General features: G+C 34.7%; 20 protein-coding genes. 8 read left to right on the forward strand and 12 right to left on the reverse strand.

Annotated elements, in window-relative coordinates:
• The first annotated feature begins 521 nt into the window (after positions 1-521).
• The 3 genes from KEM10_RS14565 (at position 522) to KEM10_RS14575 (ending at position 2,285) form a co-directional block, all read left to right on the forward strand.
• Positions 522-779, forward strand: a complete 258-nt coding sequence (locus KEM10_RS14565; protein ID WP_212216760.1) for a hypothetical protein — start codon at positions 522-524, stop codon at positions 777-779.
• Between the two features lie 186 nt (positions 780-965).
• Positions 966-1,295: a hypothetical protein gene (locus tag KEM10_RS14570; protein WP_212216761.1), complete on the forward strand. Its 330-nt coding sequence runs from the start codon at positions 966-968 to the stop codon at positions 1,293-1,295.
• Positions 1,296-1,805: 510 nt separating this feature from the next.
• The gene (locus KEM10_RS14575; protein ID WP_212216762.1) at positions 1,806-2,285 is read left to right on the forward strand and encodes a hypothetical protein; all 480 of its coding nucleotides are present in this window, start codon (positions 1,806-1,808) and stop codon (positions 2,283-2,285) included.
• A 366-nt stretch (positions 2,286-2,651) separates the two neighbouring features.
• On the opposite strand, the gene KEM10_RS14580 is transcribed toward KEM10_RS14575, so the two are convergent.
• From KEM10_RS14580 to KEM10_RS14590, 3 genes are all read right to left on the reverse strand, one after another.
• Complete coding sequence (locus KEM10_RS14580; protein WP_212216763.1) at positions 2,652-5,885, reverse strand: lipocalin-like domain-containing protein; 3,234 nt, start codon at positions 5,883-5,885, stop codon at positions 2,652-2,654.
• A 407-nt stretch (positions 5,886-6,292) separates the two neighbouring features.
• A complete protein-coding gene (locus tag KEM10_RS14585) occupies positions 6,293-7,489 on the reverse strand; it encodes a homoserine dehydrogenase (RefSeq protein WP_212216764.1) in 1,197 nt (398 codons plus the stop codon).
• Positions 7,490-7,584: 95 nt separating this feature from the next.
• Positions 7,585-8,880, reverse strand: coding sequence for an O-acetylhomoserine aminocarboxypropyltransferase/cysteine synthase family protein (locus KEM10_RS14590; protein WP_212216765.1), 1,296 nt, complete (start codon positions 8,878-8,880; stop codon positions 7,585-7,587).
• Between the two features lie 815 nt (positions 8,881-9,695).
• On the opposite strand from KEM10_RS14590, the gene KEM10_RS14595 reads away from it, so the two are divergent.
• Positions 9,696-11,390, forward strand: a complete 1,695-nt coding sequence (locus KEM10_RS14595) for a Na/Pi cotransporter family protein (protein ID WP_212216766.1) — start codon at positions 9,696-9,698, stop codon at positions 11,388-11,390.
• Between the two features lie 54 nt (positions 11,391-11,444).
• Here KEM10_RS14595 and KEM10_RS14600 read toward each other — a convergent pair whose 3' ends face one another.
• The 5 genes from KEM10_RS14600 to rsmA all read right to left on the reverse strand — a co-directional run bounded on the left by KEM10_RS14600 (position 11,445) and on the right by rsmA (position 16,071).
• Entirely contained in the window at positions 11,445-12,149 is a 705-nt protein-coding gene (locus tag KEM10_RS14600) for an SIMPL domain-containing protein (protein ID WP_212216767.1), read from the reverse strand.
• 58 nt (positions 12,150-12,207) lie between these two features.
• On the reverse strand, positions 12,208-12,801 hold the full coding sequence (locus KEM10_RS14605; protein WP_212216768.1) for a class I SAM-dependent methyltransferase: 594 nt from the start codon (positions 12,799-12,801) through the stop codon (positions 12,208-12,210).
• A 116-nt stretch (positions 12,802-12,917) separates the two neighbouring features.
• The gene (locus tag KEM10_RS14610) at positions 12,918-13,775 is read right to left on the reverse strand and encodes a hypothetical protein (protein ID WP_212216769.1); all 858 of its coding nucleotides are present in this window, start codon (positions 13,773-13,775) and stop codon (positions 12,918-12,920) included.
• Positions 13,776-13,903: 128 nt separating this feature from the next.
• The gene (mgtE, locus tag KEM10_RS14615) at positions 13,904-15,268 is read right to left on the reverse strand and encodes a magnesium transporter (protein ID WP_212216770.1); all 1,365 of its coding nucleotides are present in this window, start codon (positions 15,266-15,268) and stop codon (positions 13,904-13,906) included.
• A 26-nt stretch (positions 15,269-15,294) separates the two neighbouring features.
• Positions 15,295-16,071, reverse strand: a complete 777-nt coding sequence (rsmA, locus tag KEM10_RS14620; protein ID WP_212216771.1) for a 16S rRNA (adenine(1518)-N(6)/adenine(1519)-N(6))-dimethyltransferase RsmA — start codon at positions 16,069-16,071, stop codon at positions 15,295-15,297.
• A gap of 148 nt (positions 16,072-16,219) precedes the next feature.
• On the opposite strand from rsmA, the gene KEM10_RS14625 reads away from it, so the two are divergent.
• The 4 genes from KEM10_RS14625 to KEM10_RS14640 all read left to right on the forward strand — a co-directional run bounded on the left by KEM10_RS14625 (position 16,220) and on the right by KEM10_RS14640 (position 20,469).
• Positions 16,220-17,209, forward strand: a complete 990-nt coding sequence (locus tag KEM10_RS14625; protein WP_212216772.1) for a lysylphosphatidylglycerol synthase transmembrane domain-containing protein — start codon at positions 16,220-16,222, stop codon at positions 17,207-17,209.
• Positions 17,199-18,140 (forward strand): lysylphosphatidylglycerol synthase domain-containing protein, encoded by a 942-nt coding sequence (locus tag KEM10_RS14630; protein WP_212216773.1) that lies wholly within the window; start codon positions 17,199-17,201, stop codon positions 18,138-18,140. Before KEM10_RS14625 ends, KEM10_RS14630 begins: the two co-directional genes overlap by 11 nt.
• 98 nt (positions 18,141-18,238) lie before the next feature.
• A complete protein-coding gene (locus KEM10_RS14635) occupies positions 18,239-19,300 on the forward strand; it encodes an SPOR domain-containing protein (RefSeq protein ID WP_212216774.1) in 1,062 nt (353 codons plus the stop codon).
• A gap of 62 nt (positions 19,301-19,362) precedes the next feature.
• A complete protein-coding gene (locus tag KEM10_RS14640; RefSeq protein WP_212216775.1) occupies positions 19,363-20,469 on the forward strand; it encodes a glycosyltransferase in 1,107 nt (368 codons plus the stop codon).
• Here KEM10_RS14640 and KEM10_RS14645 read toward each other — a convergent pair.
• The 4 genes from KEM10_RS14645 to KEM10_RS14660 all read right to left on the reverse strand — a co-directional run bounded on the left by KEM10_RS14645 (position 20,466) and on the right by KEM10_RS14660 (position 25,179).
• Positions 20,466-21,758: a DNA recombination protein RmuC gene (locus tag KEM10_RS14645; protein WP_212216776.1), complete on the reverse strand. Its 1,293-nt coding sequence runs from the start codon at positions 21,756-21,758 to the stop codon at positions 20,466-20,468. The genes KEM10_RS14640 and KEM10_RS14645 overlap by 4 nt on opposite strands.
• Before the next feature lie 144 nt (positions 21,759-21,902).
• On the reverse strand, positions 21,903-22,991 hold the full coding sequence (locus KEM10_RS14650; RefSeq protein ID WP_212216777.1) for a 3-oxoacyl-ACP synthase III family protein: 1,089 nt from the start codon (positions 22,989-22,991) through the stop codon (positions 21,903-21,905).
• A 28-nt stretch (positions 22,992-23,019) separates the two neighbouring features.
• The gene (locus tag KEM10_RS14655; RefSeq protein ID WP_212216778.1) at positions 23,020-23,772 is read right to left on the reverse strand and encodes a UDP-2,3-diacylglucosamine diphosphatase; all 753 of its coding nucleotides are present in this window, start codon (positions 23,770-23,772) and stop codon (positions 23,020-23,022) included.
• 243 nt (positions 23,773-24,015) lie between these two features.
• Positions 24,016-25,179, reverse strand: coding sequence for a thioredoxin-like domain-containing protein (locus tag KEM10_RS14660; protein ID WP_244825883.1), 1,164 nt, complete (start codon positions 25,177-25,179; stop codon positions 24,016-24,018).
• Between the last annotated feature and the right edge of the window lie 42 nt (positions 25,180-25,221).

The following is a 25,221-nucleotide window of genomic DNA, read 5'->3' on the forward strand; positions in this document are numbered from 1 at the left end:
TTTAACCAACAATAAGCTAAAACCTATTTGTGACACTAAATCGAACTATACCAATCAAAGCTGCCGAACACCGGCATCAGTTTAAACTGCCAATTGGTTTGAAGCCTTTAAAAGATATCTCCTGGCAGTTATATAAGTCAAATTTACTAGAGATTAGAAATCAGTTGGACAACATTTTTAGCAATTCAACATTATAAGGTGTGCTTTCCATACCATATAGGCTTGGAAAGAACACCTTTTTAAATAACTAATAAAAATATAAACACAATAGTACTTACAGGTACGTTGTGGGTTATTACAATAACTGCTTAGAATATAACTCATAAACATAGAAAAACATGAAGTATGATACAGAAATACATCGGTATTTTAGGGAGTTATATTATTTATGCGATAACTACTTTGACAACACAAATGAACAACGAATTGTGTCTTATATCCTAGAGAAGCTAGAGAAAATAAACAACCATGTTTCAATACATTATGCGTTCGATTCGACACTAAAAGAATTTATAATTCAAATGCCAAAGTTTGACAAGGAGCATTTAGATTTGTTACCAAGAAGTAGAAAGGAAAAACTAATTACTTTTCTATTTTTCTTTTTTACTATTCCTTTTGCATTAAGCAAAACAATCTATTCTGACATGAATTATCTGGATAGTTGGAAAGAGAATACTGTATTTCATGACAAACTGAGAGAAAAGGCGAGAAACGAAATAACCAAGGCTGTTACCGTTATATCAAATCTCACAATTGACATGCTCAACAAGATAAAATAACAACACCCAACAAGCCATCATAAAGTAGCCCTGGGCTTTGGCGGGATTTGGGAGTTCAGCTCACGCGCGAGCTTTGGCAAAAACAAGAAAGCGAATATTCCAAACGCTCCTCGGGCCACTACATATGGCGTTGCCGTTAGGAGTAAATAAACGAACGCAATGATTAATTGGAAAGCAAGATTAGAAATGAAATCAAACAAGACTCTTTTTGAGCTCTTTTCAGAGACAAATAGAATTAATATTGAACCTCAATTATATGCCGGGAAATTGCTTTACCAAAGAGGTTATGATTCTGAAAAGATGGATAATGCCAAGAAAAAATTAATTGTTGCAATTGAAGAACAGTTTAAGCAAAAATATTATAAAGATGAAAAGAAAATTGCCAAAGAAACAATTACAAGAGAGTTATTTACCAGGATTCTTATTTCTTCATTAGTCTTTTATTCGTTTTATGCCTCCTCTGACTTTTCAATAGATCAACTGGGAATTATTATTAATACAAAAGTGGTAGCCTAGACTTTGGCTTTGCTTAATTTATTGCCTTTTCTGTGGATTAATAAAACCATTAAAAAGTCAATTGCTAAGGTTCAAAAAGAACAACAAAAGAAAGACATAAATATTCAAAGAATAGAATCAGAATTAAAACCGAAATAATAAAATACATTGACACAACACTGGAAATAAAGTAGGGCTTTGTTAGCTCGTCCTGCCTTCTTTATCTATTTTAATTTCACTCTATAGTGTAAAACAACACTACTAATAATGTGTTAAGATTGATAGTAGTTGATATAATTAATAATTATTTTAAAATCATGAATAGAACCTTATTGACTCTTATTTTTGCCATCTTTCTTTTTTCTTGTTCAAAAGAGAAAAATAATGATTGTAATTATTCATTAACAGACATTCCTCAAGATACTACTTTGTATATCTTACGATATAAACGGAGAACATTTTAAGTTTTATCAACAACGAATTTCAGGTCATACAGTTTTTCAACCTGTAGAAGTTAATTCAAGTAACGAAATGCGATACTATCAAAGATCCATTGCTTTTGATAGATTAATAACGGATGATGAATATAAAATTCAATTACATCCTGCTACTTATATAGTTTTTTGGAATTATATGATTGATAATAAACAATCAGAAGAAGATTTTTTTAATTATTATTTATTTGAGAGCTGCTTATCTAAAGAGTTACGAAGTACTTATAAATATACCTCGCCAAGTATTTCGTATGATAATAAAATTGCATTAAAAGATACTGTTTTTCTAAAAGGAGTTGAGTTATCTTGGTATACATCTGAGGTATTTGAATATTTTAATTATGATACGGCATCGATCAATAATTTTTTCAACAATGAGGTTTATTTTACAATTAACGATGTCATTAATGTCTGCAATGATTATTCAAAGGTTTCAGGTACCTTTTCTACAAAAAGTATTAATAGAGGTGAAATTTTCAGTATTGAAAATGGCAAATTTACATTTATAACAAAGTAATCTTCCAACGATAAGCATTTTACTATAGCAAAGTTTGGCGATGCTAAATGTTATAAGTTTTATACAGTGGTTACTCCCTTATCAGTTAAGACAACACTACTATTAATGTCTTTCATATATTTTTAAATACTGATAGGATTGAATAGTAATAATAGCTGCGGGTGGAACCCGTTGTGGTAACAGGTAATATATGTTTTTAAAGTTAAAATAAAAGACGATTTAATGTTTGTTGAAGGAGTCAATAACGACTTTATTGAAATATGGAGAAAGATAAGGGATTAATAGATTGTTTTACACAATAAAAAAGCAGCAAATCAGTATGGTTTGCTGCTTTTTTATTGTGTTATATTTTCTGTATTGCGGTTATTAACGCATTTTAATAAATTTCTTTTGCACATTATTGCCCTGTCGAACGATGTATATACCAGTGGGCACATTAATGGTTGAGAACAGGCCTTTTGTTATAAGAACTCCTGTTAAATTATAAAGCTCAACTTCTGCATTATAATCTATTTCAGATTTAGTAATGGTTTCTATTGAGGTACTATAGTTACCATCCCTTACTATAATGTTATCTATACCTATGGTTCCTGTACCACGTCCGGCAAGAGCCCAAAGCCCCTTCAATAATCCATTACCGTTTACATCCGTTATGCCATTGTAAAGGGTATTTTCTGTTGCACGATTAATGATTGTAACATCAGCTGTTTTGGCACTAACATCTACATTTCCACTAATGGTTACCCAGGTTCCGGGTGCGATGGTAAGCGATGTAACTCCGTTTACATACCAGATGCTTGCATTACTTCCGTTGTACGTTGGTGTTACCAGCTTAAAAATATAACCAGAGTTGGTGGTACCATTATTCGAATTATTATTGTCGGTACTTATCACAGCTACCTCACCTACCGAACGATCAACAACATTACCGGGTCTTAAACAAACATCGAATGAAAAATGATAATTCATCAAATTATCAACGTCCGTAAAAGTATTTATAGCGCTGCGATTACCCGATCCTCCGTCTGTTTTCACTTCAATATAATTACTCTCAAGCGATGAGCTGTAAAGGGCGGAAACAATACCATTAGGACTTGTCCATGATGATGTCCATCCTCGATAGTCATAGTCTTCATAAAAAATGTAGTCTGAAATATCTATAGGTTTGTAGTTTGATAAGTCAAGGTCAGCTGCAAATCCTACAACAATATTTTTTACATCGTAATCGAATATCAATTGTCTATTTTTATAGTAGTTGATAACAGCTGTAACAATATCGTCAGGAGTTACTCCTGAACCATAACTGGGCGATATAGAAGCCTGATAAGTGAGCATTAATACTCCGTCTTTGTAATACGATATGGTACCATCGGTATTGTAAGATACGGTTACGTAACAGCTGGTATTTAAAAATATTTGCCATGCATTACCTGAATGGTAGCCTGCAGATGTGGCCGCTGATGATAAAGTAGCTGCAGCTTCATAAAAATCAGCCCCATTGTAATGTAAAACAGATAAAAACAAGCGGAACGAATTATCACTCGAGTGTGCTATTAAATCCCAGTCGCTTGTAATATTTTCGAGGTAGAAACTTAACGAAATACCTGTTTTACTATTAATAAGTCCACTAGGTGTTGCCGCTGCAAACTCGCTTATATCGTTATATGATTCTAATATTGCAGCTTCTTCAATGGGCAATAAATCAGAAATGCCATTGGCTATTAAATCAATGGAATAGGTGCTTACATAGTTGTAGTCACCGCATGTTATTGTCAATGTAAGATCTGTTGTTACATCTGATGCTATATCCTGCACTATTCCTTCTTCACTAATTAAAGAAGTATCCCAACTCCATTCATAGATGGCGCCAAAATATCCCTGGCTGGGTAATGATAATTGTGAACCACTATATGCTGTTGAAGGAATGGTTCCGTTAAAATTATATACGTTGTATGCCACGGTTGCATCTTCAGGAAATGGTTTACCCTCTCCTGCTCTTTTGTAACCAAAAACCGACATATCATTACCAACAACCGTGAAGCAAAGGGTGGTATAGTCCAGTCCTTGCATTTTCTGATTTATCAATACACCCTGAAAAGTAATGTTATTAATGGTTAGGGTAATATACGGACCATCGGCGTCTTGCGACCAGGTTCCTGTGTAGGCTCCTGTTATCGATCCATCAGAATTGATTTGTATTTCTTGCTCTTGTACACATTCAAGATTAGAATAATTAGTACCCGTACCATGGTAAAGAATTCCGTATGTACCAACTATATCATTGATTGCATATGGTTCTGTTGTTAATGTTTCACCGGCATATTGGAAAGGAGCAGCAGCAATGTATCCGTTTTTTGCATGGAAAAGCTGGTGTACACGTACCTGATGACCTTCGGTACCATCATTAAAACGAGTGTGGTAAACCAGGTAGCTTTTACCATCGTCATCTACAACAGCTGAATTGTGTCCCTGGGCAGTAAAGCCCTTCTCCATCCAGCTCCACTTGTAATACGACATTAATCGCAAGCCAACAGTTCCATTAGTGGATCCAACGCCTGTGTTATAAGTAAAGTATCTGGCATCCTGCCCACTCATATCCTTGTAAGGACCGGTTATTGCATCAGAGGCAAACACACGCATGTTATAACCACCTGTAGCAGTTAAACCGCCATTGGTCATAAATAAATAATACGTATCGTTAATTTTTTGTATGTAAGAAGCTTCTCCAGAAACATGATTACCTCCGGCTATTTTTGTACCCATGTATTCATCTGATATGGCATTGGTTGATGTACCATCGTTGGTAGTATAGGTATAAGTATAATCGCGCAATCCGGTTTGTGCATCCAGGCGTAGCATATATATTCCACCAAACCACGAACCATAACTCATCCATAAGTTACCTTCATCATCATATATAAGTCCAGGATCGATAGCATTTTGACCATAGGTACGGACACCATTACGGTTTTGTAAATAACGAGAAGGAAATCCTTCTGATGAATCAATCACATCATAGAAATCAGTTTCAGCCGCTTCAGTCTGATTCGTAAAACCTGAATATACTACAGGACCAACATAGGTCCAATTGCCGTTTAACGATTCAGCGGTTAATAAAACAATGGAACTGTACCACGAATTACCATTAATACTCATGTACATACACCATTTTTGCATGTCTGTGTTCCAGATTACATCCGGAGCCCACATATTACCTCCTAGATTATAATCGCTGCTTCCTTTTGCCGCCCATGCAGCCGGATCAGCAAAAAGGGTGTTGTATGAACTGTTTATATTATTTTGGAAAGAGGTCCAATTTTCCAGATCGTAGGTGTAAGCCCACGCCATATGCGAACCAAAAATATAATATACTTTGGTTGCACTTTCTGAATACTCTCCGGTGATAGTATTTCCGGTTTTATATCCGATAACAACCGATGGATCGTGCACCGATACATAATTATTGGGTGTGGCGTTAAAGTAATTATTGTATAATGTTTCAACTTCGCCACTTGTTAGTGTTTGCGCAGACGTTGGTCTGACAAATAGGAGCAACATTATACCAGCAAATGCTGTTAATGTTAGATTTTTGATATTCATTGGAATTTAGTTTTATTAATCAATTTTCAATAAGGGGTTGAATATATCAAATATTCAGTAAGAATTATTGGTACTATTTTAAAATACCAATTTGTCCACCATTTCTGTTTTTATGTACTCAAAATGAATGTATGAGATTAAGAACCACTGGCTTTCTTTTACTTGGTTTAATAAATAAAGTTTCTTTTAAAATAAATAACGCATTTGGTGTAATAGTAAAACCTGAATAAATGAGAATTGTTTGGTGAGTAAATGCTTATATTATGAGTTTGAAGTTTGTAGACAAATCTAACGTTTTACTATTAAGAGGAGTTTCTATATAGTATTTTCAAGTTTGACGAAATAAAAACGGTTCTCTATACATTAGCGTGATAAAGAACCGTTCGATAAAGTTTATAAATGCTTTATTAATAATTCAAAGTAGAGCCTGTAATGGCAATAAAAATATCCAGTTCGCGTAGTTTATCCTGAATTTTTAATAACTCTGATATTTTTATCAATCCAATGGTATAGCTGTTTTCAGGTCCACGATATTCTTCATTTATTTGATCAAAATTAAAATGATCTAATACACTCTTATCCTGGTAACGAACATACAACTCAATAGCTTTATCTTTATTGTAGGTAAAACCACCTGAATAATTTAATTTCTTGTATTCGTATGAGTAGTTATGCGCCAAGGCAGTTATATCAGATAGAACGGCCGATCCGGTTGGATGTGCCCCTGCCCCTTTTCCAAACATAAACTGCTTATCGTAAGCTAATCCTTTAATAACAACACCATTAAATTCGTCCTCAACACTATAAATGTGTTTATCCTTGCCTAACAATCGAGGAAGAACAAACAAACTGATGTTTTTGTCTTCCAGACGTTCAACCTGAGCTACCAGTTTAATCTTCTGCCCTTTTTCGCGGGCATAATTAATGTCAAAGTCCGAAATATTTGAAATACCATAGGTTAATACATCATTCGGATTGACGACTGTTCCGAAGCTATGTAAGGTTAAAATAATAAGTTTAAACAGCGAATCATAGCCTTCCACGTCAAATGAAGGATTGCTTTCGGCAAAACCTAAATCTTGCGCATCTTTTAAAGCAGATGCATACGATTGGTTATGATCAAATATTTTTGAAAGAATGTAATTGGAAGATCCATTTAAGATACCTGTAACAGATAGCAAAAGGTCGTTATCGTAATATTCTTCCAGATTTCTGATAACCGGAATACTACCACAAGCAGATGCTTCGTATAACAACGAAACATTATTATCTCTTTGCAATTGAAGCATTTCGGAAAGGTTCTCAGCTAACATTTTTTTATTGGCTGAAACTACATTTTTACCTTTTTGAAGAGCTTTCTTCACAATTTCATATGCCTGATCAGCGTTGTCAATTAACTCAACAACCGTATTAATTTCCGGATCTTCCAGAATATCATCAGCATTATAGCAAAAGTGATCTTCAGAAAGAGAACGTGGTTTTTTATTTTTAACGCATATCTTGGTTATCTTGGCATCAAATGCCGGACTTGTTTTAAGCACTTCATACAGGCCCTCTCCTACTACACCAAAGCCAAATAATCCGATATTTAGTTTCTTTTTCATTACTTAATTGGTTCAATTTGTCTGCAAAAATAAAGCTTATCTATGGGGAAATAAAAAAGAAGAGAGATGAAAATAAATCACCTCTCTTGTTTGAATTATAATTTATCAAAAGCTTGTTGTAAATCCGCTTTAATATCATCGATGTGTTCAATACCTACTGACAAACGTAATTTTCCTGGTTCTACCCCTGAAGCTTTTTGTTCTTCTAATGATAATTGCTCATGCGTTGTTGAGCTTGGGTGGATAATTAATGATTTTGCATCACCAATATTGGCCAGGTGACTAATTAAATTCAGGTTCTGAATAAATTTGTCGGCATTAGAGGTGTCACCTTTAATTTTAAAACTCATCACACCACCAAATCCTCTTTTAAGGTATTTTTTAGCTAACTCGTGATAAGGACTTGATTCCAATCCAGGATAACTCACATATTCAACCTGATCGTGAGCTTCGAGCCATTGCGCTATTTTTAAGGCATTATCAACATGACGATCAACCCGTAGCGAAAGAGTTTCTAATCCTTGAATGAGCAAGAAAGAATTGAAAGGACTTAAGGCTGAACCGTAATCACGCAAGCCTTCTACCCTGGCCCTAATTGCAAAGGCAATGTTACCAAATGGACTACCTTCACCAAACACTTCCCAGAATTTTAAGCCGTGGTATCCTTCAGATGGTTCGGTAAATAAAGGAAACTTACCATTACCCCAATTAAAATTACCACCGTCAACAATTACACCGCCTATTGAGGTACCGTGGCCACCTATCCATTTGGTAGCGGACTCTACTACTACATTGGCACCGTGTTCCAATGGACGGAATAAATATCCTCCGGTTCCAAAAGTGTTATCTACCACTAATGGAATCTCATGTTTTTGAGCAATAGCAGCAATAGCTTCAAAATCAGGAATGTTAAATTGGGGATTCCCAATAGTTTCAATGTAAATAGCTTTAGTTCCTTCATCAATGGCAGCTTCAAATAATGAAGGATCATCTCCTTCAACAAACTTAACCTTAATGCCTAATCTTTTAAATTGAACTTTAAATTGGTTATATGTACCTCCATATAAGTAAGATGTTGATACAAAGTTGTCACCGGCTTCTAAAAAGTTGGTTAAGGCAATAAATTGAGCTGCTTGTCCAGATGATACAGCAACTGCGGCTGCCCCGCCTTCTAATGCGGCAATTCGCTTTTCAAACACATCGGTGGTAGGATTCATTATTCGGGTATAAATATTACCGAATTCCTTCAAGCCAAATAAGTTGGCAGCATGTTCCGAATCTTTAAACAGATACGAGCTGGTTTGATAAATAGGTACTGCTCTTGATAGAGTGGTTTCGTCAACGTCGTGTCCGGCGTGTAATTGCAATGTTTCAAAATGAAAATCAGACATTGTATTTAATTTTTATGGTTAATATTCCAATTCGTTCTTACCGCTGCTTAACGCACCGGTCTGTTTACTATGTCTATTTGATTTTCAGATACGATGCGTTGTGACAATTACATTGTCATCATCATACACATCATTGTACAAGCAGTACTTTCAAGTAATATTGAATTACCCGATCGGAAAGAAATTATATGAATGTTAGTGCTTTTCATATGCTAAACAAATTAAGACAATTTGGTATTAAAAAAAAAGACCTTGTAAAAATTAATACATTTTAAATTTATATGAAATCGGCTTGTGAGTGTCTTAATCTGTATATTATCAACACTATAGATGGTGTATGTATTTTTCTACTTCTCAAATAAAAAAGGGAAAAACTTAATATTTATAAGCAACCTTTTTAGATTTTACACGTCTAAGATAATTGAACCGGGAAAAAAGAATCTATTTTATCAAAGAAGCATTTATTTAAAATGCCTTAAATCATATTTTTATGAAGTTTTCACTCACATTAAAAAGAAGTTTTAAAAATATAGATATACCTGTTCGTTTTCTAATATTCCAGCTTTTTGTTCTTTCATTAGTGCTGGTTTTGATGGTTCTGTAGGCAGTATTAAAATATTGAATTATCAAATACTTCTAGCTGGATTCATTGATAATTTAATTCACTTTCTGCTATATATTATTTAGATTAATTCTAATCAAAAAGCTATTTTACTCAAATAATTGTTAATTCATTCGAATATTTACGTTATTAAATTCAAAAATTCACATATTTGAACCCGATTTTTGAATTTATAGAATAGCTACTTCACAACATGAATTATTCACTTTTTGATTTTCTAACTCTGATCGGCTCGTTGGGTTTGTTTCTTTTCGGAATGAAGATGATGAGCGAAGCCCTTCAAAAAGTGGCAGGATCGCGAATGCGTACTATCCTGTCAGCAATGACATCTAATAGGTTCTTAGGTGTTTTAACCGGGTTTTTAGTAACTACCATTATTCAATCCTCATCAGCAACAACCGTAATGTTGGTTAGTTTTGTAAATGCCGGGCTAATGTCACTGGTAGAATCCATAGGGGTTATTATGGGGGCCAACATCGGAACTACAGTAACCGGATGGATTATAACATTATTTGGATTTAAAGTTAAAATCAGTGCGTATGCACTACCTATGATAGGTCTGGGTTTACCTTTAATCTTTTCAAAAAAACCTTCCAACAGATCATGGGGCGAGTTTATAGTTGGTTTTGCCTTATTATTTTTAGGTTTAGAGTACTTAAAAGAGGCAGTTCCAAATATTAAGGAAAATCCTGAGATACTAAGTTTTGTTCAGAATTATACGAATCTGGGTTTTGGATCAACTCTTATTTTCTTGTTTATCGGAACCTTGCTTACGGTCGTTATTCAATCGTCGAGTGCAACCATGGCACTTACTTTTGTAATGTGTAATCAGGGTTGGATTCCTTTTCATCTGGCGGCAGCAATGGTAATGGGAGAAAATATAGGTACGACTATCACAGCTAATATTGCGGCTGCGGTAGCTAATGTTTCTGCCAAACGAACTGCACGCGTGCACTTGTTATTTAATATGTTAGGTGTTATTTGGATGCTTCTAATCTTTAACTCATTTGTAGGTGGTATTGATTATTTTATCACTCAAAAAATGGGAGTTTCACCAAAAGATTCAGTGGCAGCTATACCTACGGCTCTGTCTATTTTCCATACTTCGTTTAATGTTATTAATGTTCTGATATTTATTTGGTTTGTTCCGTTTTTTAATAAAGCTGTAATTAAGATGGTTCCATCATCTGAAAATGAAGATGAAGAATTTAGATTGAAGTTTATTACAACCGGAATGCTTTCAACATCTGAATTGTCGATAATACAGGCTCGTAAAGAGGTACATTGGTTTGGACAGTTAACACAAAAGATGTTTGTGATGGTTAAAAAGCTCATTCATCAGGATAAAGATGCCAAATTCACCAAGAAATTTGCTCGTATTGAGAAGTATGAAGGTATATCGGATAATGTAGAAGTTGAAATTGCCAATTACCTTGCTGAAGTTAATCAGGGACGATTAAGTGATTTAGGTCGAAAACGTGTACGCGCCATGCTAAAGGTTGTGAACGATCTGGAGAGTATTGGAGATAGTAACTACAATTTGGCTCGATCGATGGTTCGAATGCGTAATGCAAACATCAAGTTTTCTGAAGAAATTATGAAAAAGCTTGAATTAATGTTTAGCCTGGTTGATGAAGCTATCGAATTAATGATTAATAATCTGGAAGATAGTTCTGAGAATGTTAATCTTGAGAAAGCACAATTAATTGAGATGGAAATTAATAGCTATCGTAATCAGTTAAAGGTAGAACACCTTGATAACATTAAAAACAAAGTTTATACCTATGAGGCGGGCATTATCTTCAACGATATTTTCTCGGAATGTGAAAAACTGGGTGATTTTGTAATCAATGTAACAGAAGCATTGGCTGAAGTTAATCCTCAGTAATTAAAATATTTGAATATGAAGAACCGCAGCAATTAGCTGCGGTTTTTTTTGTTTCTATTCGATTGTAAAACGAGCTAGTATTTGAGCTTCTAAATTAATTTTCTGAAACTCAATATCAGAAATATACCCGCTTTTATCATTTGCGCTCATTTTCATTACCACATTACTTTCCATTGCTGCAGTACGAGCGTAAATATTGCGTGAAATTTCCTGAATATACAAAGCTTTTCCTATCTTCTGGTCAACTGCCTCCGTTAGCATTTTTGCCTTGTTTTTGGCAGCTTTAATAGCATCAACTTTTACTTGTTGTCGATAATCTTCAATTTTAGAATGATCTAATTTAGTAACTGATATATTTGAAATATCCAGTTTCTCCAATACCATAAATACCTGAGCAACCGTTTTGCCATTATAAGCTATTACTTCGTATTGTTTGGTGGTCATTATATTGGTTTTCTTAATCCAATGTTCCTGAAAATTACTTGAATAATCAATCACAGCAACATCTTTCTTAGTATCAATACCAATATCTGATAATGCTTTCATCATTCTCTGTTCCAATTGTTCCAGCGATACTTTAGCTTTATTGTCTTTTTCATCAATTATCACTTTCAGATAAATCATATCAGGTATGATTTCCATTTCAGCTTTACCGTTTACTTCAATGTATGGCTGATCGATAAAATTTTTGGCTGTTTGAGCTGTAATAGAAATGACAGCCATAAGGAGAATACCCAGGATGTATGTCTTTTTCATCATAATAAGTTATTAAAGATTAGTTGTTTTATTGAAAGTGTATAAACAAATTCTAATAAAATTACTTAGTTGCATTGAAAATTACAATACTTCCTGTTCCCTGGTGGGCATATCCTTGCGATAATTCAACTAATAAATGATCGTTTCGTGTAATTGTATATTCGTTTAATTGTTGTTGGAGGCTTTCTGATGTTAACAACCAATCTTTGTTTTTAGGTCCTCCACTGTTGTAATTTAATTGATCGGTATGAAAACCAACGATGAACAATTTCCCTTTTTCAGTTAATGATTGATGAAGCTTTTGCAGCATAGGATAGAATTCTTCAGAAGGCATATGTAAAAAACTAAGGGCAATACAATCGAAAGTATTATCCGGAGCCGAATATTGCGTAACATCTTTTACCAGGTAATCTATGGTGGTGTGATTGTTTTTAGCTAATAAAAGAGCTTTATTCTTGCCTTCTTCACTAAAATCAACTGCCGTTACCTGCCAACCTTTTTTTGCAGCATATACCGCATTTCTACCTTCTCCTTCTCCAAGAAGCAACAGTTTACCTGGTTTTAACTGATCAATAAATTCCTTGAATTCTTTATTAGGTTCAACTCCGTAAGCATATTCTTCTTTGCCAAACCGTTCATTCCACATTTCTTTCATGTATTCAGATCTAAATTCTTAAACAATTAACAAATAGAAGAAATAAGGGTTTAATATCAAAAAAGAAATCCGAACCAGTTTTACCTGATCCGGATTTTGAAAAAAAGTATTCGTCATTATTTAGTAGGCTGTGTCGCCAATTGCACTTCTAATTTAATTTTTGATGCTTTTGATTGAGTGTCTCTGTTCATATCAGGAGCTCCGTGGCCACCTTCTTGCATTCCACCTCCTGGCATAGTTCCACCACCCTGCATTCCTCCTCCAGGTGGTGGTCCTCCCTGACCACCGCCTGGCATTCCACTACCTCCTGGTCTTCCTCCGAGAGGGGGTGATGGATGGTTGTTTTCTTCATTTCCTAATGATAAAACAATATTGAATAGAGAATTTGATTGTATTAGTTTATCAGTATTAGGATTGATACTTTTATAGGGTATAAATATTTCACAGAAAAGCTGTTCCTTATCCATATCAATTGAATGAGAAGCTTTTATATCATTCACCTCTTCCATAGCCAGCATTACTTCTTTTTTATACCCCAAAAAGCCTTTTAATGAAATACTGTTCTGCTGCATTGGTTTTTCAATTGGTTGCGAAGTTTTTGTAAAGTCAGGCTGTTTTGTACCTTCCTGCGAAGGTGTTGGACGTCCACCTCGTGAAGGATATTTTAAAATGCATGATAGTGTTTTAGAGGATAAAGTATCCAACTCTATGCTTATTCCGTTTTGGTTGAATTGATGAATGGCATCCATTTCATTTAAACGAAATGCAAAGAAAATACCTTCGTTATTATTACTTATTTCGTAATTCAGTTTTGAATTAGCATCGAAAAACCGAAGAGGAATATGCCAGTCAGAAGACTCTCCATCAATTTTTATTTCTGATGATTGCCATTGGGTTTCAATGTGTACTTTTTTAGAACACGAAAGATTTGAAACCAGTATAAATACCAGAAGAAATTTAAAAACAATTTTCATATTGAAATTAATAGTTACTTATTCATTGATAAAAGTATATCAATCAAGAAGTGTGTGATAATATTTTAAATGTACACACCAATTTTAGCAACCAAAGCAACTATAAATTCTATAACACGAAATAATGTTTAAACCAGCAATGAAAAGAAGAAGCTACCAATAGTAAGGTAGATAAACATTCCAATAATATCGTTGAGTGTTGTAACAAATGGTCCGGTAGCTACAGCTGGATCTATCTTTAATCGATTTAAAAGTAGAGGAACAAAAGTACCAAACAGACTGGCAAAAACTACAACTGAAAACATGGCGGCTGTAACCGTTGAAGTAAGAGCTAAATCGGCACCTGCTATTTTATTATAAGCAAATATAAGTATTGATAAGATAGTTGCATTCAATAAAGCAATTAGTACTTCTTTCAATAGTTTACCAACAGTAGAGTCTAATCCTAAATTACCTGATGCTAATGATTGAACTACAATAGCTGATGATTGCATGCCCACATTACCACCCATTGCAGCAATTAGACCCATAAAAAAAGCAAGTTGTGGATGTTCGTCAATAATTCCTTCAAACCCACCTATAACTCTTGATCCAAGAATACCACCTACTAAGCCAATTAAAAGCCAAGGGATTCTGGCACGTGTATGACGGATAACATTATCTGATGCTTCAATATCATTAGTCAAACCTGATGCTAACTGGTAATCTTTTTCAGCTTCTTCTCGAATAACATCTACAACGTCGTCAATAGTAATACGCCCAACCAATCGCCCTACGGAATCAATTACCGGAAGAGCTACTAAATCGTACTTGTCCATGATGTAACTTACCTCTTCTGCTTCAACATCTTCTTTAACAGATTTTACATCTGCATTGTAAATGTCTTTAACAATGGAATCAACCGGACTAAGCAGCATTTTTTTCAGAGATAAGGTTCCTTTTAAAATTCCATCATTATCAACTACATATACATAATATATCTCATCAACTTCTTCAGCCTGGCGACGCATACTTCGCAAACAAGTTGGGATATTCCAGTTTTCTTTCACTTTAATCAGCTCTTTGGCCATCAAACCACCCGCCGAATTTTCGTCGTAATTCAGTAGGTCTGCAATATCGCCGGCAGTGTTTACATCATCAATATGTGAAAGAATCTCTTGCTGTCGTTCATCATCCATTTCTCCAATAATATCGGCAGCATCATCGGAGTCCATATTATCGATAAAGCGCTTTGCAATAATCTCACTTGGCAGGCTTTCAAGAAATCTCTTTCGATCATCTTCTTCAAGTTCAGTAAGAACATCAGCGGCTTTATCATCATCCATCAGGAAGTATAAAAACTTAGCTTCCTCAATGGATAATTCCTCATATATTTCGGCAATATCAGCCGGGTGAAGATCGGTTAACAGAGATGTTATAGTATTCTCATCCTTTGCAGAAATGAGTTCTTGTAAACGGTCTATATACTCTCTTGTTAATTCAAAATTCACCATAATCATTAAAATTTAATGGGTTTCAGTTAGCTAATAGGATTCTCCTCGATCATTTTTGTCAATTCAATAAAGTCCTGAACGCTCATTTGTTCAGGTCTTCTTGTTAAAAAATCATGATCGGCAATCGCTTCTTTGTTGAAATCGATGGTTTTTAGTGAGTTGCGAATGGCTTTTCTTCGTTGATTAAAAATGGCTTTAACAACTCTCACAAATAGTTTTTCGTCGCATTCGATTTTTTCAACATCGTTACGTTCCAGTCGAATGACAGCAGATTTAACTTTTGGAGGTGGATCAAACACATGCTCATCAACTGTAAATAAATAATCGATTTTGTAAAAAGCTTGTAACAAAACACTTAATACTCCATATGTTTTTGAACCAGGTCCGGCAGCCAATCTTTCAGCCACTTCTTTTTGCAACATACCTACCACCTCAGGTATCTGGTTTCTGTATTCAAATACTTTAAAAAAGATAGGACCAGAAATGTTATAGGGAAAGTTACCTATCAGAGCAAAAGGCTCGCTAAATAATTCTGTTAAATCAAGCTTTAGAAAATCTTTATAAAAAATGCGTCCTTCCAGCTCAAAGTAATGAGCTTTTAAATATTCAACCGATTCAACATCCAACTCAACCAATTTCAAGTCAATATTGTCTCTTTTAACCAGATATTGGGTAAGAACACCTGTTCCCGGGCCTAACTCTACCACTTTTTTTTGTGAAGGCGAAAGGCTCTCAACAATACGTTGTGCAATATCTAAATCGCGGAGAAAGTGTTGTCCGAGATGTTTTTTAGCTCTTACCATTATTTGAAATTATAATTTGTGAAACGAAAAAGTATTTTTTCAAAAACACTTAATTGTATATCTTTCGGCGCTTTTTCAGGCTGCAAAGGTATATTTTTAATACGATAGCTCTGATGTAAGGTACCCAAAAATTTAAATTCTTTCAAAATTGAAGACGCGACTATCTAAAATAATTCAATACATCCTATTTCCGTCTATTGGTATATTTATTATTTGGCAACTGTATAAAGATCAGAAAGCTGATGAAATAATGCAGGTACTAAAAAACGATATGGATTTTAGCTGGATTGGTTTATCTGTGCTTTTGGGCTTGTTAAGTCATGTTAGCCGGGCATTAAGATGGAGAATACTGATAGAACCCGTTGAGCGAAAACCAAGATTCAGCAATACTTTTTGGGCGGTTATGACAGGTTACCTTGCCAACCTGGTTTTTCCACGTATGGGCGAAGTTTCCAGATGTGGTGTGATAAGTAAGTATGAGAAAATGTCTTTTACTCGGGTAGTTGGAACAGTGGTTGTTGAGCGTTTATCTGATTTATTGATGCTGATCTTAATTACTTTTGTGGTTTTATTTCTTCAGTTTGATTTATTTCTGGTTCTTTTAAAAAACAATGTTAATACCTCCGCTATCACCAACTTATTAACGTCCCCTGTATTTTATGCCATCGTTGTTTTATTGGTTGTATGCGTTTTTGTAGTAATCCGGTACTCCAGTAGAATTAAATTCCTGAGACATGTTCGTAATCTTTGGAAAAAGTTCTCTGATGGACTGGGATCATTTAGAAAAATAAAGAATGTACCGGCGTTTATTTTCCATACTTTGTTTATATGGACAATGTATTTTCTGATGATTTATGTATGTTTCTTTAGCATGGATCAAACATCTGTTTTAACCATTGATGCTGGAATTACTATTCTTTTAACAGGAAGTTTAGGAATGTTGGCTCCTGTACAAGGAGGAATTGGACCATGGCATTTTATGGTAATTGCAACCCTTAAGTTATATGGTATTTCAGCTGATGCAGCAGGTGTGTTTGCTTTGGTGGTTCATGCTGCACAAAATTCCATGATTATTGTAGTCGGACTTATTGCTTTTTTGGTACTTCCGTTTATTAATAAGACTACAGATGAAGCCTAAATGGCCATATCTGCGATTGGGAAAGCGACTTATATTTATTTTAGTTTCGTTTGGAGCTTACTATTTTATCGTAAAAAGGTTAACCGAATTTCAGCATTGGAATGAATTGTTACAGTTTTCGAAGCCTGATAGGGAGACACTTTTTCTGTTTATTCTCTTCTTATTACTTTGGTTTGGTAACATTTTAACTGAAACTAAAAAATGGCAAATACTCATAAGGCCGTTTTTGAATGTACCCTTTAAAGAAGCGTTGATACAGTTTTTTGCGGGCTCGTATACTGCTGTGGGTTCTCCTGCCCGCTTAGCTGAACCAGGGGGAAGAATGGTGTTGATGAAAAAAGGGCAACGCCTAAATGCGCTAATGATGACCAGTATTGGCGGTTTTATTCAAAATATAGTAATTGGTGTTTTTGGGGTATTATCTCTTTATTTTATCGATTTTAAATTGAATTGGAAGATTACAAATAGTCATTGGTTAATATGGATTATGGCTTTTTTTTTAATCTCAACTATCCTCGTTATTATCTTACTTTCTTTCAAAAATAAATGGAGTCAATGGTTGAATCAACTAAGAAAAGTAAATATTCGCATTGTTTTTAAATCTGTATTGTACACAATTATTCGATTTATCATTTATAACATTCAATTAATTGTTTTAATGAGAATTTTTTATTCCAGTGTTGATATATCGCAATTGTTTCTACTTACACCTATTTACTTTTTCATCATCACAATAGTACCCTCATTTATTTTGGCTGATATTGGTATCAGGGGATCGGCAGCGTTTTTAGTTTTTTACAATTTAGGGATTAGTGAGCCTGTTTTACTCACGGTTATTCTTTTATTATGGTTTTTTAATGTGGTTATTCCAGCCTTAATCGGAGGGGCGATATTGCACATTAAAAAGGGATTAATGGGTTCAATAAGTTAAAATCATAAAAAAGAGGTCTTTAAATCTATTTCTATTTTTAGAAATCTCCTTATCTTTAAAACTTGAATATTAATCAATAACCTGATTACGCATCAATAATGGAAAAACACATACTTTCCCTCATACAAGAAAATAACCGTGTCATCATTCCTAATTTTGGAGCTTTTATAGTTGCTAAAGAAAACGGTTTTACCATCTTATTTAATAATTTCTTAAGCTTTAACGATGGTCTTCTAATCGATCATGTATCGTCTGCAGATAATTTAACCAATGAGCAAGCTACAGAGAAAGTGGATAAGTATGTGGAAGATGTTAAGGCAAAGCTTGATTCGGTTGGTGAATATCAAATTAAGGGATTAGGTACCTTCACAAAAGATTCTACTGGTATTTTACGATTTACGCAGGCTGATGAAATAAACAATGAGGAGGATTTGAAAGAAGAGAGTGAATTATTGGATTTGGATGGTGCGGTTAATGAAGAGGAGAAAGTTGAGGATAAACCTGAAGAGCCTGTTAAAACACCAGAAGAAACAAAAGTAAATGAGGAGCCTTTAGTTGAAGTGGAGGAAGAAAAGATTGAAGAGAAAATCGAAACAAAAATAGAAGAACCTGCCCCAACGGAAGAATCAAAAACAACGGTTACCAATATTACCAATCAGTATATTCAAGAGGATAAGAAAAGAAAGAATAGAGCTATCCTTATTTTTCTTATTGTTTTTGTGTTATTACCGCTTATTGGTGTAATTATCTATTTTTCATTCTTTAGCAAGGATGCAAAACCTGTTAAAAAAGAAGTTGCACAACCAGTAATTGAAAAGCCAAAGACTGAAGATAGCATTCATTTAGATGAGAAGTTACAGGGAGATGTGGTTGCAAGTCCTGAAGTTAAAGAAGAGGATAAAACAGCAGAAGTAAAACAGGTTGATATTAAAAAGCCACATCATATTATCGTAGGTAGTTTTAAAAATGCTGAATATGCTCAGAGTTATATAAAATCATTGGAAGCTAAAGGGTTTGATAAATGCACTACCTTGGATCATAATGGTATGACATTGGTTAGTATCGAGTCTTTCGACAGAGTGTATAAAGCACAGAAAAAGCAGGAAGAAATTTTAGAAAGCAATCGTATTGAATCCTGGATATTAACAAAGAGAAATTAATGAACTAAGAATAGTATAAAGTCAGGTGTCTGGTGGCACCTGGCTTTTTTATTGCCTAAATAATGCTGATAATTTTTCTCATTTTTACAGGATTAATTTTTTTTCTGTACCTCCTTCAAACAGAAAAATGGAGAAGAGTTTGGAAAAAAGAGCCTGTATTTATTACTGAAAATTTAGATCAACCACCTTTTATTTCTGTTGTGGTTGCTTATAAAGATGAACAAGATAACTTACCTAATTTGTTATCATCATTATCGCAGCAAATCTTTACAAACTGGGAATTAATTTTAGTTGATGATTATTCAGAAGACGAAGGCTTGAATGTCTGTAAAGAACTGGTAAATCGTTTTCCTTTTAGTATTCGCTGTTTATCTAATTCATCAGGTCAAGGTAAAAAACAGGCTTTACAAGTCGGAGCTCAAATGGCAAAAGGTGAATTACTTGTGACAACAGATGCTGATTGTTCTTTTGAATCCAATTGGTTACAAACAATCGCTTCCTTTTACAAAAAACATAACTCAGATTTAATAATTGCACCTGTTCGCTTGAAGAATGATTCAGGTTTGTTGTCTGCTTTTCAGGCATACGAGTTTACAGCTTTACAAATTACAGGTGGTGCAGCTGCACTTAATCATTCCCCCATCATGTTGAATGGTGCTAATTTAGGCTGTAAGCGAGATTTATACTTGAATGCTGATTTAATGAATACAATTGCTTCTGGTGATGATATGTTTTTACTGGAATGGGCTAAAAAACAAGGAAAGAAAGTTCATTACCTGAAGTCACCAAAATCAATGGTTTATACACCTTCGGAATCGACCTATAGTGAAGTGCTCAGACAAAAATCGAGATGGGCTTTAAAAGCAAAATATTACTCTGATAAAAAAATACTGGTTACCGGAGCATTGGTATCATTACTTACATTAATGCAATTGGTGTTGTTAGTAACTGCTTTTTTTAATCCCTTTTCAGCCTTTGTTTTTGTTCTATTACTTGTTAGTAAATCAGTGATCGATTTTCGTCTGTTAAGGGAAGGAAGTTATTTGTTTGGCTTGATGCCTTGTTTACGACTGTTACTGTTTTTTCAATTACTCTACCCTTTTTATGTTTTAAGTGTATTTGTGTACCCACTTTTTGTTCCACTTACCTGGAAGGGTCGAAAGATTTAACTTTCGTCTTTTTTGAGTTGCGAAGGTATTTGTTTGGTGTTTTTAGCACCTAATTCACGTATTTTTTCTGCCCGGCTAATAAGGTTTCCTTTTCCCGTACTAAGCTTATTCATGGCATTATCAAAATGACTTCCGGCTTGATCGATGGATTTACCAATCTTTTCTAAATCGGTAATAAAACCAACCAGTTTATCGTATAAATCACCACTTCTTTGTGCTATCTCCAATGCATTTTTATTCTGGTTCTCCTGTTTCCAGATGGAGGCTATGGTACGAAGGGTTGCTAATAAGGTAGATGGACTTACGGGTACAATTTTCTTCTCCCAGGCCGAAGAAAATAAATCATGATCGGCCTCAACAGCTGCTGCAAATGATGCTTCAACCGGTATAAACATCAAAACAAAATCAGGGGAGTTAAATGTTGATGAGGTGGCATATTTCTTTTCATGAAGTTCGTTGATGTGTTTGCGCACACTTAAAACATGTTCTTTTAGAGCGCTGTTTTTACTTTCTTCTGTCTCGGCGTTTACATATCTCTCGTACGCGATTAACGATACTTTTGAGTCTATTATAATATGTTTTTCATCGGGAAGATGAACAATTACATCCGGACGAATGGTTCTACCATCACTGTTTTTATCAACTACTTCTCTTTCGTATTCACTGCCCAATCGAAGACCTGATTGTTCTAAAACGCGTTCAAGAATTAATTCGCCCCAGTTTCCCATTTTCTTCACATCTCCTTTTAAGGCTTTGGTTAGGTTTCCGGCTTCAACACTAATTTTCTGATTCAGTTCATAAAGGCGTTTTACCTCTGCTTCCAGATTCAGCTTATCACGTAACTCTTTTTCGTATGTATCATTTACTTTTCGCTCAAACGATTCAATCTTTTCTTTAAAAGGTTGAAGAACCTCTGACAGACGTTTGTTTTGATCGAGGCTGATTTGATCTGCATTTTTATTTAATATGCGATTGGCAATATTTTCAAAATTTGTAGTTAAACGAACTTCAATTTCTTTCTTTTCCTTTCTTAATTCTTCTATTTGAGTTACCAAATGATTGTTCTCAACATCAATACCCGTTAAACGATTACTTAAATCTTCAGCTTGTAAACGATACTGTTCTACAGCTGTTTTCAATTGCTTGTTTTCGTCATTTAGCCTTTGATTATCATTTATCAGGTTAGTATTACTCATTTTTAGCTTATTGAGTTTAGCATTAAAAAGGAGGTATGTTATTACACTACCAAGTAATAAACCGGCGATTGAGTAAAGCACTATTGGATCCATCGTTTTAAATTAAATGATAAGCTAAAATAATAATTACTTATTACCTGAGTTTGCCCCGAACTTTATTTGCAATAAAAAAGCAGCCCGAAAGCTGCTTCATTTATCTGTATTTCTGAATAATCAGATATTTGGTGTAATTTTTATTTATGGCATTTTGTACATAAATGCGTTGATATTCATTCCTGCTCCAACCGATGTCATCATTACATAATCGCCACTATTTAATTCATGACCTTCCAGTTCTCCTTTAACAACTAAGTCAAGCAAAGTAGGAACTGTAGCCACACTGCTATTCCCCAATGTATTGATGGTCATTGGCATTACGCTCATGTCAACATCTTTACGACCATATAAACGGAAAATGCGTTTTAAAATGGCTTCATCCATTTTAGCATTGGCCTGATGGATTAATATCTTTTTTACATCGGATAGTTGTAAACCGTTTTTATCCAGACATTCTTTCGCCAATTGTGGAACGTTGGTAAGGGCATAGTTGTAAACCCTTCTTCCTAACATCTTAAGATATTGATGATCGCCTTTCAGCTCGGGATTAAAAGGTTCATTCATTCTTAAAATATCAATATGTTCTTCAGTATCAGTTTGAGCCGCATGTTTTAAGATTCCGATGGGTTCTTCACTTTCGCGAGCTTCCAGTACCACAGCTCCTGCCCCGTCGGCAAAAATCATGGAGTCACGATCATGTGGTTCCATAGCCCGGCTTAAGGTATCGGCACCAATTACCAAGGCACTTTTTGCATCCCCTGATTTGATGTAGTAATTCGCCTGAATCATGGCTTGTGTCCATCCGGGACATCCGAACGTTATATCGTAAGCAATGGTTTTATTGTTTTTTATACCCAACTTCTTTTTTACTCTGGAAGCCAGTGTTGGCAAAATATCAGGGTACATCGATCCATTTTTCATGTCGCCCAGGTTGTGAGCCACAATTATATAATCCAGATTTTCAGGATCGAAACCGGCGCTTTCCAGAGCTTTTTGTGATGCGAAGACAGCCAAGTCGGAAGTGACATGATTGGTTTCGGCACAACGTCGTTGGACAATGTCGGTTATTTGTTGAAATTTTTGCACAATTTCTTCACCTGGGGTTTCTATAACTGTCCCATCTTCGTTATAAAAACGATTATTGGCGAAATCAGCATTTTCCACAATGCGTGGAGGTATGTAGCTACCTGTTCCGGTAACCACGGCATAAGTACCTGCTTTCGGTTTCATTACTATGTCTTTCTATATCAAACTAAACTTAGCTATTGAAATATTTTAATTCCACACTATTATTTTCAATCACTGCATAACTGAAATGTTGTATCCAGTCTCCCAGAAAAATCAGCTGACTCTCCGGTCCCACACTGACCGTGCGAGCCACATGCCTGTGACCAAAAATAAAATAATCAATAGCTTGTTCCTTCAGCACATCTTTGGCATAAAGAACTGAATATTCTTTATCATCGCCCAAATAATGGCTTCCGTATATTTTATTGTTCTTATCTCTACTTTTACCCGACCAAAAATCGGCCAAACCAATACCAAAGTTAGGGTGAATCCAACTAAAAAGCCATTGGGCAAATTTGTTTGTGAAAACAGATTTTAAAAAATTGTAATGCTTATCGTAGTTTCCAAGTCCATCGCCATGAGCTAAAAAGTACTTTTTGCCATAAATGGTTTTAACAACCGGTTCGCGATGAACGATTACCCCACATTCAGATGAAAGGTAATTAAAAACCCAGATATCGTGGTTGCCGGTAAAAAAATGAACAGGAATACCACTGTCGGTAATTTCAGAAAGTTTACCCAAAAAACGGGTAAATCCGCGAGGCACTACCTTTTTATATTCAAACCAAAAATCGAAGATATCGCCCATTAAATAAATTTCAGCAGCATCATTCTTTACAGAATCGAGCCAACTTACAAATCGGATTTCATGTTCGCGATGATTTTTTATACCCGGTGCACCTAAATGTACATCGGAGGCAAAATATATTTTCTTCGAATTCAAGTGTTTATGTGTTTTCTTTGCCTTAATGGCCCTATTTAACGGACAAATATATCAGAAAATACCTGTTTCGACCAAATGTATTCTTCTATCTGTTGATGTTGTGGTCTAATTTAACATTCTTCAATTTTTGAATAATAGAAACATATGTTCTAATAGTTTATATTATTCTTTTTTAATCTTAAAGAAAAGGCACAAAAAAACCACCTTGTTGAAAGGTGGTTTGAAGAATATATTTTGGTTTGCTTAATATATTTCAGCTAGTCTTTCGGAAAGTCGGTTGCCAAATAAATCTTTACCTACTATCTCGCCTTTAGCACTAATTAAATAGTTTGAAGGAAGTTGTTGAATATTATATAACCTTGCTGGATAAGAATCGGTATATCGTAAATCACTTACGTTAATCCAAGGTAATGCATCAGCTTCAATAGCATTTTCCCATAGTACTTTACTTCTGTCGAGCGATACTTGGTATATCTCAAATCCTTTATGATTATATTTTTTATAAATCTTTTTCAGGTTTTTGTTTTCATTACGTGAGCTTTTATCCCATGAAGCCCAAAATGATAACAAGATGGTTTTCCCTTTCAAAGATGATAATTTAACGGTATCTCCTTGAGGTGTTTTTTCTTCAATATCGGGAAATCCACTCTTAGCTTCCTCCATTAATTTTTGGGTAAGCTCGTCTCGTTGTTGTTGTACTTGTACTCCTAAAATATAGTTGTATAAATGTTTGGCTCTTTCTGAGTCGGGATAATGTATATCTAAACTGGTAGCCAGTGTTTTAAAATAAACCTGATCCGATTTATCCATTACATTCAATACCGGAGAGTTGTCGTTAAAACGTTGAAATAAGGCATAATACCCGGCAAATGAACTTGGATTTTCCATGATGAAGTCTCCAACAAATGTTTTATGGTCGGTTATTAATTGACGATATTCTGTTTCTAAACGTTTTTTTCCTTCGGCATCATCTTCTTCAAGATCTTGAAACTCTTTTAGTATGCGGTCTATTTCGCTGTTGAGAATACGCATACGTTTATTAAAAATTTGTATGTAAGCCGAACCAATTGAATTGGTTAAACGATAGGTTTCTTCCATATTACTTGCATTAGCCATTACCTCAATATGTTCGGTGGTATCGGCTAATAAAGTGATGTAATTCTGCTCGCTCATTTTTAGCAATAAGAAAGTTGGCTCATTCAGGCGTTCACCGGCAAATGAAAAATCACCACTTTTCTTAAGTTTAACAGAATCTATTGTTGTTGTTTGGTTTAATTCCATCTTTTGCAAGTACAACATTTTACCTGCTCCATCTTCTATGTTTCCACTGATCTTGAATTTATCACCCGTAGAACATGCACTAATCAATAGAATTATAAGTAAAGTAAATAAACTTTGCTTCATCATTATTTTTAGGTTTAAACTTATCAACCAATAAGGTGGTTTATA

Origin of the sequence: Carboxylicivirga linearis (genome assembly GCF_018271995.1) — a bacterium.
Taxonomy (GTDB): domain Bacteria; phylum Bacteroidota; class Bacteroidia; order Bacteroidales; family Marinilabiliaceae; genus Carboxylicivirga; species Carboxylicivirga linearis.